Source organism: Enterococcus sp. 3C7_DIV0644 (assembly GCF_002141235.1).
GTDB lineage: Bacteria > Bacillota > Bacilli > Lactobacillales > Enterococcaceae > Enterococcus_D > Enterococcus_D entomosocium.
The window spans coordinates 1-14,679 of sequence record NZ_NGLK01000002.1; the positions used below are offsets into that span (position 1 = coordinate 1).

General features: G+C 42.4%; 16 protein-coding genes. 2 read left to right on the plus strand and 14 right to left on the minus strand.

The genetic code is table 11. The features are described 5' to 3' along the window. Nucleotides 1-429: 429 nt before the first annotated feature. The 8 genes from nth to A5877_RS16945 form a co-directional block, all read right to left on the minus strand. Nucleotides 430-1,086, minus strand: coding sequence for an endonuclease III (gene nth / locus A5877_RS16910; RefSeq protein ID WP_005236053.1), 657 nt, complete (start codon nucleotides 1,084-1,086; stop codon nucleotides 430-432). Nucleotides 1,087-1,110: 24 nt separating this feature from the next. Next, entirely contained in the window at nucleotides 1,111-1,812 is a 702-nt protein-coding gene (locus tag A5877_RS16915) for a DnaD domain protein (protein WP_005236055.1), read from the minus strand. A 111-nt stretch (nucleotides 1,813-1,923) separates the two neighbouring features. Then, nucleotides 1,924-2,310 (minus strand): RidA family protein, encoded by a 387-nt coding sequence (locus A5877_RS16920; RefSeq protein WP_005236057.1) that lies wholly within the window; start codon nucleotides 2,308-2,310, stop codon nucleotides 1,924-1,926. Then, on the minus strand, nucleotides 2,307-2,747 hold the full coding sequence (locus tag A5877_RS16925) for a Fur family transcriptional regulator (RefSeq protein ID WP_005226158.1): 441 nt from the start codon (nucleotides 2,745-2,747) through the stop codon (nucleotides 2,307-2,309). The genes A5877_RS16920 and A5877_RS16925 overlap by 4 nt, the downstream gene beginning before the upstream one ends. Before the next feature lie 167 nt (nucleotides 2,748-2,914). Further along, a complete protein-coding gene (gene cysK, locus A5877_RS16930) occupies nucleotides 2,915-3,844 on the minus strand; it encodes a cysteine synthase A (RefSeq protein WP_005236064.1) in 930 nt (309 codons plus the stop codon). 200 nt (nucleotides 3,845-4,044) lie between these two features. After that, complete coding sequence (locus A5877_RS16935) at nucleotides 4,045-4,914, minus strand: glucosaminidase domain-containing protein (RefSeq protein WP_016611726.1); 870 nt, start codon at nucleotides 4,912-4,914, stop codon at nucleotides 4,045-4,047. Between the two features lie 372 nt (nucleotides 4,915-5,286). Further along, on the minus strand, nucleotides 5,287-7,284 hold the full coding sequence (gene tkt, locus A5877_RS16940; RefSeq protein WP_086317481.1) for a transketolase: 1,998 nt from the start codon (nucleotides 7,282-7,284) through the stop codon (nucleotides 5,287-5,289). Nucleotides 7,285-7,384: 100 nt separating this feature from the next. Further along, nucleotides 7,385-7,624, minus strand: a complete 240-nt coding sequence (locus tag A5877_RS16945; RefSeq protein ID WP_086316104.1) for a DUF896 family protein — start codon at nucleotides 7,622-7,624, stop codon at nucleotides 7,385-7,387. A 136-nt stretch (nucleotides 7,625-7,760) separates the two neighbouring features. On the opposite strand from A5877_RS16945, the gene lexA reads away from it, so the two are divergent. Together lexA and A5877_RS16955 are read left to right on the plus strand one after the other, a co-directional pair. Beyond that, nucleotides 7,761-8,381, plus strand: a complete 621-nt coding sequence (gene lexA / locus A5877_RS16950; RefSeq protein ID WP_008381880.1) for a transcriptional repressor LexA — start codon at nucleotides 7,761-7,763, stop codon at nucleotides 8,379-8,381. A 129-nt stretch (nucleotides 8,382-8,510) separates the two neighbouring features. Continuing rightward, nucleotides 8,511-8,723: a hypothetical protein gene (locus tag A5877_RS16955; protein WP_005236082.1), complete on the plus strand. Its 213-nt coding sequence runs from the start codon at nucleotides 8,511-8,513 to the stop codon at nucleotides 8,721-8,723. A gap of 75 nt (nucleotides 8,724-8,798) precedes the next feature. On the opposite strand, the gene A5877_RS16960 is transcribed toward A5877_RS16955, so the two are convergent. The 6 genes from A5877_RS16960 to A5877_RS16985 all read right to left on the minus strand — a co-directional run bounded on the left by A5877_RS16960 (nucleotide 8,799) and on the right by A5877_RS16985 (nucleotide 14,597). Continuing rightward, on the minus strand, nucleotides 8,799-9,311 hold the full coding sequence (locus A5877_RS16960) for an adenine phosphoribosyltransferase (protein ID WP_005226167.1): 513 nt from the start codon (nucleotides 9,309-9,311) through the stop codon (nucleotides 8,799-8,801). Between the two features lie 11 nt (nucleotides 9,312-9,322). Further along, entirely contained in the window at nucleotides 9,323-11,623 is a 2,301-nt protein-coding gene (recJ, locus tag A5877_RS16965; RefSeq protein WP_061054150.1) for a single-stranded-DNA-specific exonuclease RecJ, read from the minus strand. 147 nt (nucleotides 11,624-11,770) lie between these two features. Beyond that, a complete protein-coding gene (locus tag A5877_RS16970) occupies nucleotides 11,771-12,208 on the minus strand; it encodes a lipopolysaccharide assembly protein LapA domain-containing protein (RefSeq protein ID WP_086299461.1) in 438 nt (145 codons plus the stop codon). Between the two features lie 12 nt (nucleotides 12,209-12,220). Beyond that, complete coding sequence (locus tag A5877_RS16975) at nucleotides 12,221-13,009, minus strand: SDR family oxidoreductase (protein ID WP_016612306.1); 789 nt, start codon at nucleotides 13,007-13,009, stop codon at nucleotides 12,221-12,223. Further along, the gene (rnz, locus tag A5877_RS16980; protein ID WP_034872611.1) at nucleotides 12,993-13,949 is read right to left on the minus strand and encodes a ribonuclease Z; all 957 of its coding nucleotides are present in this window, start codon (nucleotides 13,947-13,949) and stop codon (nucleotides 12,993-12,995) included. Before rnz ends, A5877_RS16975 begins: the two co-directional genes overlap by 17 nt. Nucleotides 13,950-14,021: 72 nt before the next feature. Further along, nucleotides 14,022-14,597 carry a DUF456 domain-containing protein gene (locus tag A5877_RS16985; protein WP_005236092.1) on the minus strand — a complete coding sequence of 192 codons (576 nt, stop codon included), beginning with the start codon at nucleotides 14,595-14,597 and terminating at the stop codon, nucleotides 14,022-14,024. Nucleotides 14,598-14,679: the final 82 nt, after the last annotated feature.

A 14,679-nucleotide genomic window follows, 5' to 3' on the forward strand; every position in this document is an offset into this window, starting at 1 on the left:
CGCATCGAGCATCCCCCCCACACGATCTCTTTGTGAAAAAACACCTGATTTTGAGTGGTGTAAAAAAAAATTCAGTAAGCTTATGTTTTTCCAGTGACTAAAAATAAGCATTTTTATAAAAAGAAAGGGTAAAAATTTTGCGAAAGAAGCCCATCATACTAAGCTTACAAATAGTTTCAAAAAAAGGCGTATTGGAAGGTTCATTTCGCATCGAGCATCCCCCCCACACGATCTCTTTGTGAAAAAACACCTGATTTTGAGTGGTGTAAAAAAAAATTCAGTAAGCTTATGTTTTTCCAGTTACTTGAAAGGGCTTCAATAAAGGGTATTACGTTAATCACCTGTTCTTTTATCAATTTGTGCAAAAAAAAACGCTAAGCGATTTCGCTTAGCGTCTTGATCCTAGATACTTTTGGTCTATGTTCACCATTAAATGGTTTTCTTCCCCTTCATCCGAAGTTTTCCTTCTTGGCACATCGCCAACAACGGGCAAATCTCACACTTTGGCGCCCTCGCGGTACAATGATAACGGCCAAAGAAAATCATCGTATGGTGGGTTTTGACCCATAATGGTTCGGGAATCTTTTTCATCAACGTTTGTTCAACTTCTAGTACATTGGCATCTAATTTACAAATGCGCAATCTTTTTGACACCCGTTCGACGTGGGTATCGACAGCGATTGCCGGTATCCCATAGGCATCACCAAGTACCACATTCGCAGTTTTTCTGCCGACACCTGGCAAAGAAACCAAATCTTCTCTTGTTTTCGGCACTTCACCACCAAAACGTAGCAATAGTTCCGAAGCACAAGCTTTGATATTTTTTGCCTTGTTTCGATACAGACCGATCGACTTGATTTTTGCAATCACATCTTCTAAAGGTGCTTCGCTCAAAGCTTGCGGTGTAGGATAAGCCTCAAAAAGTGCCGGGGTGACTTTATTTACCGAGACATCTGTTGCTTGCGCACTTAAAATGACTGCGATCAATAATTCAAACGCATTTTTGGATACCAATTCACCATGCGCTTCGGGAAACATCTCGTACATTGTTTCGATGGCGATCATTGTTTTTTCTTTGCTGATCATAGGACTATTTGAACTCCTTGTCTGTTACTCTCCTTCTAACCAATTATGCATAGGGATTTTGGGCATTGGCCCTTCTTCCTGTGAAATATTCTCATTTTGAAGAAATTGTTTTTTTCTTCTTTTTTGTTCTTCCTCAACTTGCGCTTTCGACGTGATATTCTTACGTTCCCAAGAAAGTAAGATACGATCGATGTAATTTAAGCTATAAGCCTGATTCAAAACCGCTTCTCGCAAAGCAAACTGAATCAGTTCCGGATCGTAATGGTCCTCATCCAACCACTGCCCGATCCGCTGGTATTCGATTGCTGACAATGGCCGACCAAACTCGCCTTCAAACAAGCGATATAACCCACGGATTTTTTCTTCATTTGATTCTACTGCCTCATTTTTCGATTGCTGTGTCAAGAGAAATTCTAAACGGTCATAGATTCCTGTGAAATCATAATAATCAACCATTTTTCCGGCAGCATCTTTTTTTGATTCCATTCGCAGTACATCTTTTTTAAGTAATTGATTTAACCAATGATAAATTTCTTTTTGATCACTCCCCATCACAGAGGCAATCTCACGTAAATCAGGGAAATCATTTCCTTGCTCATGACTGCGATACAACTGCAGCCATAACAAAAATTCGTCATTTGTCAATCCAAGATGATGGTAATTTTCTAAAAGCAAATTTGATATCGTTGTTTGCCCTTTTGCTAAATAGTCCTTTAACGAAACCATACTGTATCCTCTTCTCCTTGATTCACCTGAAACTCTATGATCCTTTGGTCCAGGATCGATCCAATAAAAAGGGGACGACGCAAAGGCGGACGTCCCACGATTCATTCTTGGTTACGCTTTTTCTTTGACTGCTGCGATGATCTCAACTTCAACCAAAACATCTTTTGGCAAGCGGGCAACTTCTACAGCAGAACGTGCAGGTAACTCTTCATTGAACAATGTGCTATAGGTATTATTGAAAGGAACGAAATCATTCATATTTTTTAAAAAACATGTCGTCTTAACGATGTCATCTGGCGTAAGTTCCGCCGCTTCAAGAATCGCGTTGATATTTTTCAATACTTGCTGAGTCTGTACTTCAATCGTCGTACCGACAACTTCCCCCGAAACAGGATCTAATGGCACTTGACCAGAAGCAAACAAAAAGCCGTTTGCGATTTTTGCTTGAACATAAGGACCGATTGCTTGTGGTGCTTGATCTGTAGAAATTATCTTCATTTTGTTTCCTCCTCTTTCACTTGGCATTCGGGACATAGACCATAAACTTCTAGTCGATGGTTATTTATTTGATACCCAGTTAATTTCGAAGCCGCCATTTCGACATCTTCCAATCCTGGATAGTAAAAATCAGCGATCTTTCCACACTTTTGGCAGATAGCATGATAATGAGGCTCCGTTGTAAAATCAAAACGACTGGAGGCATCTCCATAATTCATTTCTTTTACAAAGCCAATTTCTGTGAACAAACGTAAGTTATTGTATACCGTTGCGACACTAATACCAGGAAAATGAACTTCAATCGCTCGATAAATCTCTTCAGCGGTCGGATGGGCATCGTGACTGGCTAAAAACTCTAATATCGCTACTCGCTGCGGTGTAATACGAATATTTTCATGTTTTAATCGTTTGATCGCTTCATCGTAGATCGTACTCACAGGAGTTCCTCCATTTCTCTTATCTCACCTATCATACTATGTAAAACCTAAAAATTCAAACAGCTTTCCTTATTTTTTCAAAGGCAAAACGCTTTTTTCAGCCCGCTTCCGTCCCCTTTTTTCGAGAAAGAAAAGCAGACATTTCAATGCCTGCTTTCTCTCGATTGTTAGTCTTCAAACTGATACAGTGCTGTGGACAAATAACGTTCGCCATTGTCAGGCACGATTGCTAAAACTTTTTTGCCTTTGCCTAGTTCTTTTGCTACCTGTAAAGCAGCTTGGATCGCAGCCCCTGAAGAGATTCCAACTAAAATCCCTTCTTTCATCCCAACTTGCCGTGCAGTTTTCATCGCATCGTCACTGGCAATTGCAATGACTTGATCATAAATTTCGGTATCTAATACTTTAGGGACAAATCCAGTACCGATCCCTTGAATCTTATGCGGTCCTGGCTTACCACCTTCTAAAATCGCAGATTCAGCAGGCTCAACACCAACTATTTTCAAATTAGGATAGACGCGCTTCAGTTCTTTGCCCGCTCCAGTGATCGTTCCACCAGTGCCGATTCCAGCGACAAAAGCATCTAAACCTTTTGATTCAAATGCATCCTCAATTTCTTTTCCTGTCGTTTTTTCATGAATTTCTGGGTTAGCTGGATTTTCAAATTGTAATGGCATATAGTAGCCGTCTTGCTCCGCTAATTCTTTTGCTTTGTTAATGGATCCTGTGATCCCTTCAGACCCAGGCGTCAAAATCAACTCTGCACCATAAGCTTGTACGATTTTCCGTCTTTCGATACTCATCGTTTCTGGCATAACCAACACAACCCGATAGCCTTTTGCCGTACCGATCATGGCTAAACCGATCCCCGTATTTCCTGAGGTTGGCTCGATAATCGTATCGCCGGCTTTCAATAAGCCGCTTTTTTCGGCTTTTTCAATCATGGCTAAAGCAATTCTGTCCTTTACGCTACCCCCAGGATTGAAAAACTCTAATTTCACATACACATCAGCAGAACCTTCTTCTACGATATGATTTAATTTGACGATTGGCGTATGACCAACTAATTCATTGACCGATTGATAGATTTTTGTCATTGAAAATCCCTCCCGTTCTTATTCTTCCATTCTACCTAAAATACCTCGGAGTTGCGAATAAAAAGTAAGCAATTTCAAATTTTTTTTCATATAGTTTTATACTTTGTTCTATTTCCACTGACCAGAGTTTGATTGCCACGTCAAAAAAACCTTAAGATTGGCTGCAATTGTAGCAATCCATCTTAAGGTTTTTAACTTACTTATACGATCAACTCTTGTCCGATAACGATGATCTCACTGGATAATCCATTCGATGCCATCAACGCATCAACGGTTGTTCCAAATCGGTTGGCGATATCCCAAAGCGTATCCCCAGAAGCAACTTGATAGCTCTGTGCTGAAGATGTACTACCTGAATACGTGGTCGTCGTTGTTTCGCTGGTCGTTGTGCTAGTTGTGTTTGTCCAGGCTGTATTTTGTGTCGTTCCTGTATCGAACCGTGTAAGCTGATAGGTTTCGATCAACCAGTTCAGTTTTTGTGCGTAACCTGGATCGGTAGCATAACGTCCCGTCAAGTAATTCGTTGCATCATAAAATGAGGTTGTTTGGCTTTTCCAGACACCACTGTAATGAGCAGTCCCTGTCGCGAAACTTGTACTTCGCAAGACGTTCGCATGATCCTGAAACGATTCCCAATAAGAGTTATATTGACGAAACGGTTCATTCATCTCTACCCACTGACCATTCAAATACTCTTGGGTAGGCATATACACACTTTGTCCGTTGTAACTGCCTTTGACCCCAAATAAATTGTAATAGGGGGCATTGGATAATGCGGAAGAACCATAGCCGCTTTCCAAAATCGCTTGAGCGATCATCACAGAAGCATATAGATCATTGTTGGCAGCAACATCTTGTGCTGACCAGCCAATTTGTTCGATGAACCCTGAGATGTCCTGCGTCGCATATTGATTCTCAGCAGCTTGTACCTGTTGAGGAACGAAAGTGACCGTCATTGGCGCTAACATCATTCCTGCACCCATCAAAGAGACCACCGCCTTTTTACTAGGTCTTTTCATCGTCTTCTTTGGTTGATGATGTCTTTCACTTCTTGTTTGATAACTTCCCATCTTTTTCCTCCAGTAACTGTACGTTTTTTCAAATAAATCAATACAGCTATTATACGGAAAAATGCCTAGCAGTGCAAACAATGTTCACTTCCGACCCGACAAAAGACTTTTAAAAAACTTTCTGGACATCCCTCTCAGTTTGTTAATTACTGAGAAGTTTTTAAAAAAACTATTAGAATGGAATTGTATTGCTTCTCTCTTACTATTTAAAAGAGTCTATATCTTGTGGTGAAACCATTTTTCAGAAATCTTAGCCACTACTACCTTAAATAAGTCACTCTGGCACTTTCAGAGTGAGCAGTACTCGAAAAAAACACGCTCGAAAATCGAAAAGATTCTCGAACGTGCTAGCTTTGATTGATTGTCGATCAATTAATCGATTGATTTAAAAGTATTCACAACATTTTCAACACTAAAGCCGAATTCTGCTAATACTTTGTCGCCAGGTGCTGATGCACCGAAGTGATCGATCGCGATCACTTTTCCATGGCAACCGGTGTAACGTTCCCAACCAAATGGGGAAGCCGCTTCAATCGCTACCCGTTTCTTCACTGCTTTTGGCAAGACGCTTTCTTTGTATTCTGAGCTTTGCGCTTCAAACAGATCAAAGCTTGGTAAGGAGACCACCGATACATCGATGCCTTCTTCTGCCAATTTAGCTTGTGCTTGAACCGCAAGATTCACTTCAGAACCTGTGGCGATCAAAATCCCCGCTGGTGTTTCACCAGCTTGTTTTGAAATCACGTAGCCACCTTTTGCGACATTTTCATCCGCACCGGTTTGCGTGCCTTCGATCACTGGTAGATTTTGTCGGCTTAAGACTAAGACCGTTGGTTTATCCGTTGTCGTCATGGCCAATTTCCAGGCAGCACGGGTTTCATTGCCGTCTGCTGGACGAATCACTTGGACATTTGGCATGCACCGGACGCTGGCTAATTGCTCGATTGGCTCATGCGTCGGTCCATCTTCTCCCACCGCCACGGAGTCATGCGTCAAGACATAGATCACAGGTGCATGCTGGATCGCAGACAAGCGCACCGCTGGACGCAAGTAATCAACGAAGACGAAGAAGGTTCCGCCATAGATTCGCGTACCGCCATGCAATTGGATGCCGTTCATGGCTGCCGCCATCGCAAATTCTCGGACACCAAACCAAATGTTGCGGCCTTCGTATTGGCCAGGTTCAAAGTCTTTTTCTGCTGCCACCATCGTGTTGTTGGAGCCAGAAAGGTCAGCCGATCCACCCCAGAGACTAGGGACGGCTTTGGATAAGGCTTGGATCATCTCTTTGCTAGAAACCCGACTAGCTTGTGAGCTGCCAACTTCGTAGCTTGGTAATGTTGCATCCCAATCTGCTGGCAATTCACCCGCAAAGGCTTGTTTGAATTGCGCAGCAAGTTCTGGGTAGGCTGCTTCATAAGCACGGAAAGTTTCGTTCCAAGCGGCTTCAGCTTTTTGCCCTTCATCGACCATGGTTTCTTTGAAGCGCGCGGCAACTTCTTCAGGTACAGTAAATTCTGGGTATTCCCAACCATAAATCGCTTTAGCTGCAGAAATGCCTTCGGCACCGATCGGCGCACCATGAACGGCAGAGGTGCCTTGATTTGGCGCACCGTATCCGATCACAGTCTTGATTTCGATCAAGGTTGGTTTGTCGCTTTCAGCTTTTGCTTCGTCGATCGCTTTTGAGATTGCTTCTAAATCATTGCCGTCTTCAACGAGAATGTGTTGCCAGCCATACGCTTCAAAACGCGCACCGACATTTTCTGTAAAGGCTTTTGAAGTCGGACCATCTAGGGAAATGTCATTTGAATCGTACAAGACGATCAGTTTATCTAATTTCATGTGACCCGCCATGGATGCAGCTTCTTGCGAAACACCTTCCATCAAATCCCCATCGCCACATAAGGCATAGGTATAGTGATCGATGACTTGATACTTGTCGCGATTGTAGGTTGCAGCCAAGTGGGCTTCGGCCATTGCCATACCGACTGCCATGGCGATCCCTTGTCCTAAAGGTCCAGTGGTTGCTTCCACGCCGTCTGTGTGATCGACTTCTGGATGTCCTGGCGTGCGGCTATCCCATTGACGGAAGTTTTTTAGATCCTCAATGGTCACATCGTAACCAGACACATGCAACAAGCTGTACAATAACGCCGAACCGTGTCCAGCAGACAAAACAAAACGGTCACGATCCACCCACTTGCGAGAAGTCGTTGGATTGACTTTCAAGTGTTTGGTCCACAAGGCATAGGCCATGGGTGCTGCCCCCATCGGTAATCCTGGATGTCCTGAATTGGCTTTTTGTACGGCTTCGATACTTAATGTACGAAGGGTGTTCACTCCTAATTGATCGATTTTATCAAACAATGGTAGTTCCTCCTAATTTAGGTTTTTTTTACCTTTATTACATCTTTTATTATACGTGATTCAGATGCTTATTTCAATAGCAATGAAAAGGAATTCACAATTATCTGCCGTGGAGACCTTTTTTCTTTTGAATATCTTTTAATTTCTCTGGTGTCACATCAGCACCTTCAGGATCAACGATCTTCATTCCTTCGATATGGTGACGCATTCCTCCACGAAAGGCGGTTAAATACTCGTCACGTAGAACTTTTTGTTCGTTCGTTTCTGCCTCAGTCAAACCCTCTGTTTTTTTCTTGTTGGCAAGTTCATTGATTCGAGCTAATTTTTCTTGAGATAGCATATTCGTTCCTCCTTTTCCCTCTTGATTTTACTACAAACTAGCGAATAAAAACAATAGTGTAAAAAGCGAACATTTGTTTGAATATTCGATATACCTATGGTACACTAATGTTATCAAATGAAAGAAGGTGTCAGTTTTGGCAAAACGAACAGAAAATCGACAAATCGAAATTCTTAAGTTCATTCATACCCGTGTCACTGAAAAAGGCTATCCGCCGACTGTTCGCGAAATTGGCGAAGCCGTTCAGTTATCTTCTACCTCAACTGTTCATGGCCATTTGTCCCGACTTGAAAAAAAGGGGTTGATCTTGCGAGATCCTACAAAACCCAGAGCCATTGAATTAACTTCTTCCGGTCTTGAAAAAATCGATGTTCAGCCAGCATCCATTCCGATGCTTGGTGTCGTAACTGCGGGAGAACCGATTTTAGCAGTGGAAGATGCATCCGATTTCTTTCCGATTCCGCCAGATTTAGCAAATAGTACCGGTAGTTTGTTTATGTTGACGATCCGAGGAGAAAGTATGATCAATGCTGGCATCCTTGACGGCGATCAAGTGATCGTTCGCAAACAACAAAGTGCGCAAAATGGTGATATTGTGATCGCTATGACAGATGAAGATGAAGCTACTTGCAAACGATTCTATAAAGAAAAGAATTACATTCGTTTACAACCGGAAAATGATTACTTAGAACCAATCATTTTGCCTGACGTAACGATTTTAGGATTGGTTGTTGGGTTGTATCGACATCTGCTTTGATGCTCAACGAGCTGACTAGGAAATCTTCGTTTTTACGAAGATTTTTTTTCTTTCCTCTTTACAAACCGAACAAACATTCGTATAATAAGTATACAAACATAAGTTCGTATTATTTAAGGAGTGAATGAGATGAAAGCAGTTCGTCGATTTGGTTTTATGTTATGGGTTTTATTGATGGGTATTGTTATTGGCTATTTTGGCGTTCTAAGTGCTGTTCTGATTTTTTGTCCTCTAATGATGCTTTGGTTCATGCTATGGGATGAAAAGAAATTCCGCCAAGCAGAGCGCAAACGTAACCGCCATTATTATCACGATCATGATTTTTATCGTTACGAACCATGATCCTTCCCCTACATACGCCATAAGGCAGAAGAAACAAAAAAGGACTCCTGCGAGTCCTTTTTTGTTTCTTCTTTTTTAGTATTCCATTAACGTCTTGATTTCAACACCTTGGATTTTATCTCTTCCATGTAAATCCATTAGTTCGATCAAAAAGGCACAGCCCACAACGATACCGCCTAGTTTTTCTACGAGTTCAATCGTTGCTTTGATCGTTCCGCCAGTTGCTAGTAGATCGTCACAAATCAGGACACGTTGTCCTGGTTTGATAGCATCGGCATGCAACGTCAAAACATCCACGCCATACTCTTTTTCATACTCTGCTTCAATGGTTTCCCGTGGCAATTTGCCTTTTTTACGTACTGGGGCAAAGCCGACACCTAACTGGTACGCAACTGGGCAACCAACGATAAATCCGCGGGCTTCTGGTCCTACCACCATATCGATGCCTTTTTCTTGTGCATACTCAACGATCTGCTGTGTCGCATAACGATACGCTTCTCCATCAGCCATTAGCGGCGAGATGTCCCGAAAAATAATTCCCTCTTGGGGATAATCCGGAATACTAGCAATATACTCTTTTAAATCCATTTTTTTTCCTCCTAGACTGTCAACCACTGACGTAGGGTTGATAAATCACTCATTAATAAAAATTCTTCTGTTTTGATCATTTTTTGTCGTTGCTGATACAAATGACTCTCTGTCAGCGGACGAGAAACAGGATCAGCCGTTTTATTCAAAACACCATCTTGTATTGTAACAAATTCCAGCTCAGAAAACACCTGAATCATAAAAATAAGTAATTTTTCTGGAATTTTTAGATAGTTAGCGACCATCTTTAATTTGTAGCGAATATCCAAACGAGGCTGCTGCTTGATCAATTGAAAAAGCCGACCATATTGCTCTCTGGTGCCTACCCCGTCTAAATAGGCATCTTCCGTCGAGTAAAACACAAACGCAATTCTTGAAGCATGAAGCGCTTGAACGACCTCTTTGATCACAGCAATATCAGCAGGACAATCTAAAAACGCGATCTCTTGGAACGGACCAGCACAAAATGTATCTTTCACAGCAGCCACCGAGTCGAATAAGATCGTTTGTCCACAAAATCCTTGCAGCTCTCGAGGCAGTTTCTTATTGAAAACGACCCCTAATGTTTCATTTCCCAGAGAGACACCTTGCCGACTCCTTTTCGAACGATAATCAAACAACTGCAGCCCTTCCACTGCAAAGTCATCCAACATCAGCTGCGGTTTTTTGTTGCCATTCCATTCATTGATTGAAAGCTGACCAACGATCGATAGTCGATCATTTTCAAACTCTACTGAGTCTTTTCCAAAACCAAAGCCAATCACATCTAGCTGTAGATTGGACTCATCTGTCATCACTAACTTCAAGTGCTGGTTTTCGGTACCAATCTGGCGGGCATTTTGAGTCGATAAATTGGAAAACAGAAATTTCGGTAACGGATTGTCCGTTCCGAAAGGCGCTAAAACGTTTAAAGACTCAATAAAGTTGATCGATACTTCCGCCAATGGCAGTTCCTCATCGATCGCTAAGGGGATTCCCTGACTAAGATCAATTCCATTTTCTTCCACATAGCGATTCATCTGAGCTTGTAACATGTCCAAATGATCAATCGGGATACTTAAGCCGACCGCCGCATGATGACCACCAAAACTGGTAAACATGTCTTTCATCGTAGCCAACATTTCAAATAGATTCAACGCAGCGACACTTCTACCTGACCCTTTTGCTAACCCATTTTCTTTTTTGGTCAAAACGATCACGGGCTGTCCGGTACTTTGCATGATACGTCCAGCTACGATTCCTAAAACCCCTTCGTGCCAGTTATCACCTACGACCAGATGAACATGATTGGCAGGGTCGATTTTTTCTTGCGCTTCTTTCATGATTTCTTCAACGAAAGTTTTTCGCTGCTGATTGATCGTATCTAATGTCTTGGCTAAGGTTACTGCTTCTTCTTCATCAAATGTGGTTAACAAACGAACAGCAGGATTAGGATCTTCCAACCGACCAATTGCATTGAGGCGGGGGCCAACAGCAAAACCAATATCGGTTTCGTTGACTGTTCGTTTTTTCAACCCACTGACCGTCAACAACTCATTCAAACCAAGCCGATCAGTTTGTTGGATCATTTTCAGGCCATTGCTGACTAGTAGTCGATTCTCATCTGTCAAAGAAACCATATCAGCAATCGTCCCAATTGCAACAAGGTCCAGCAGTTCGACGGGCACTTCTTCTAATAGGGCACAAGCCACTTTAAATGCGACACCGACTCCCGCTAAATCACCAAACGGATAGTTTCCTTCAGGGTGACGGGGATGAACGATGGCAAAGGCTTCTGGGAGTTCTGCAGGAAGTTCATGGTGATCCGTCACGATCACATCGACCCCTTGCCCTTGAGCATAAGCAATTGCCTCATGTCCAGATACCCCATTATCAACGGTGATGATCAATTGAGTCCCTGCCGCAATTTTATCTTGATAGACAGTTATGTTGGGACCATACCCATCTGAAAAGCGATTGGGCAGATAATATTCAGCTTCAGCCCCTAGCAACTCCAGTGTTTCTTTTAATACGGTGGTGCTCGTAATCCCATCTGCGTCATAGTCGCCATAAATCAAGATCCGCTCACCATTTAAAATGGCTTCATGGATCCGTTCCACGGCCTTATCCATATCATGAAAGAGAAACGGATCATGAAGGTATTGCAGATCCGTTGATAAAAAAGCGTCTAGCGCTTCTGCTGTTCGAATATTTCTTTGCCATAGCAACGCGCCGATGCGCTCAGGAATCTTTCTTGCTTGGATCAATTCTTTAAATACAGGGGTAGCTTCGCTATCTTGCGGTCGCACCCAATGAAAATTTGCACGTTTCACCAAATCACTCCTAACTAGGTTATTATAGCAAAGTTTATGTAAAAAGGAAAAACAACGAAAGAAACAATTTATTTTTTCATGTCACAAAAAAGAGCTTGCAGCGAACGATGCGCCGGCAAACTCTTTTCTTAATTGCTCTCATGTATTCTAGGCTTGCGATTCAAAAGACTTCATTTCTTCATCAATCGTTGGCGGCGTTGAGGCGCCTGCAGCACGTGACGAAAGTTGCGCTTCTTGATCGTCGAGTTGTTGCTGCCTAGCTGCTAACTCCGCCTGCTTGTTGGTATATTCTCGTTCCAAGGCTTCTCGTTCATCTTGCAGAACTTTCTCGTTATTCGTGCGATAATCCGAGAGCTCTTTTCTCAATTGTTTTAGTTCTTTTTTTTGACGGAACATTGCACTTGTGGAAACCAGCAACAAAATCAATGCGCCTAACAAAGCAGAACCAATAATGACTAAGATCAGTGGCGATTGAATCGTTGTGAAGCCAAAATTGATCGGAACAGTCATATTGTTTGCAACCGCAAATAAAACGATCACTAAAATCAGTAAAATACCAACGATAACACGCCATTGATTTTTCATGGGTTTCAACTCCTATTTTTTGTTGAACATCGTTCCTGCCATATAATCCCCGATTGCAGGAAACAGTGTATACAGTTTTGCTGCCGCCCCTAAAATATGTGGGCGATTGATTTCTCGTTTTGGATGAATCATGGCTTTGACGATCGTTTGTGCCAATTTGTTTGGTTCAAGGACAAGGCTGCCCACCGATGATAAGTAACTACCGCTAGGATCTGCTTGGTCAAAGAATGCCGTTTCGATCGGCCCTGGGTTGACCGTTGTTACGTTAATCCCCAGTGGTTTTAGTTCTAAACGTAAGGCGTTAGAAAAACCAAGTACAGCAAATTTCGTTGCAGAGTAAACTGCGGTCTTCGGCGTAGCTATCTTACCCGCAATTGAAGCAACGTTTATGATATGACCATGCTTTTGTTCAGCCATTTGAATCGCAACTTGCTGAGTCAAAACCATCATCCCAAGTACATTGACTTCAAACATATTACGGATGACCGCAGGATCCATCTCTGTAAACTCTTGAAAGATCCCGTAGCCAGCATTATTGACAAAGACATCGATCTTTCCGACTTTCTCACTGATTTTTTCTAATAAGCGCTCCACGCTTTCAGGATTTGCTACGTCCAATTGAAACGCATACGCTTCTTTGCCGCTTAATTCCATACATTGTTCTTTGACTTTTCCGATCAAATTCGTTCTCCGGGCACAAGTCACGACGATCGCACCACGTTTTGCGGCTTCATAACAGATTTGTTCTCCAAGTCCGGCAGAACCACCTGTTACAACGACAACTTTATTCTCCAAGTTCATCTGATTCTTCCTCTCCGGCAAAAGGGATCTCGACAATATCAAAATCTTTGACGATCAACGTATTCGGAAATACTTCTTTTGCTTCATTTACTAAATTTGTAATATCTTTGCCAACATAGCGCGCGCTGATATGGGTCAATAGCAAACGCTTGGCGTGAGCTTCTTGGGCAACTTCAGCAGCTTGTCGCGTCGTCGAATGAAAATAAGCGCGAGCCAACTTGGCTTCTTCTTTGTTGAAGGTACTTTCATGTACCAAAACATCCGCATCTTTCGCTAAAAGCACGGCGTTTTGACATTTACGGGTGTCACCTAATATTGTCACGATCCGTCCTTTTTTGGCTTGACCTAAAAAATCTGCCCCATTGATTTGACGACCATCATCGAGGGTAACTACTTCACCTTTTTTCAAACGTCCGAAGACAGGACCAGGTTTCAGCCCAAGTTCAAGCAATGCTTGCACTTGCAACTCCCCTTGATGGCTTGCTTCGACAATACGATAGCCAAAACTATCAATCCCGTGATCAAGGCGCAGACAAGATACTTCAAATTGCTGATCTTTAAAAAGAATCCCTTCTTCTTCAATCTCAAAAAAATGCAATGGATAGCTGACTTTCGTCTGAGAAATCCGCAAAACGGTTTGAATGTATGCTTTGATCCCCTTGGGTCCATAAATCTCTAGAGGTGTGTCTCCGCCTTGAAAGGAGCGGCTGCTGATCAATCCTGGCAATCCATAAATATGATCACCATGAAGATGGGTAATAAAGATTTTTTCAATCTTTCTCGGTCTAATCGTAGAATGCAAGATCTGCATTTGTGTCCCTTCGCCACAATCAAAAAGCCAAACGGCATTGCGTTCATCTAATAATCGTAACGCAGTGCTGGTCACGTTTCGATGTTTCGCAGGCACTCCAGCACCTGTTCCTAAAAATTCTAATTCCATAAGCTTCTTTCCTTTCATCTCTTTCCAATTTTAGCGGAAAAGAAATCAAGTTGCAATTGAAGCTTGCGGTTTTTATTTCTCGGATTGGCTATCGGATTCATCGTTATGGGAATTTTTCCAATCCTCTTGAACACGTGCCTTGGTGGATTCTTCGACTTTTTTGGCCGTCTCGATCTCTGCCTCGACATCATCGTAGTCAAAACGAGTGATGTCACCGCCTAATTCATTCATGATCAGTTGGTTCAAAGGACGATTGTCCTCTTCATCGGCAATCAATAATAACCCCGTATCGCCTACACCAATTTGGTTTCCGACGTGTTCGAAGAGCATTTGCGCATTTTGGATCTCTTTTGCGTCACGAGTAGCACCGATCATACTACCGCCAAACCAGCCCAACATGATTCCCAAAGGCCCACCTAACACACCAACGAGCATCCCGATCAAACCACCAGTTGATGTCTTATTGTTTCCAGTAAAATCAAGAAAATCCTCGACTTTAAATTGATGCACGCCTTCATTGGTGTGGGTAAGAACCGCCATTTGCTCTCCTTTGATCTTTCGTTCCATATGCATCCGTTTCACTTCAGAAAAGGCTTGATACGCTTTGGCACTAGCATCAAAGTTCATTACAATGACTCGTTTTGACATAAAAATCGCTCCCTTTGGTTTATTTGTTCTTTTCTTTATTTTAACAGTAAATCATTTAAATGAAAAAAGAAACCAAAAAGAC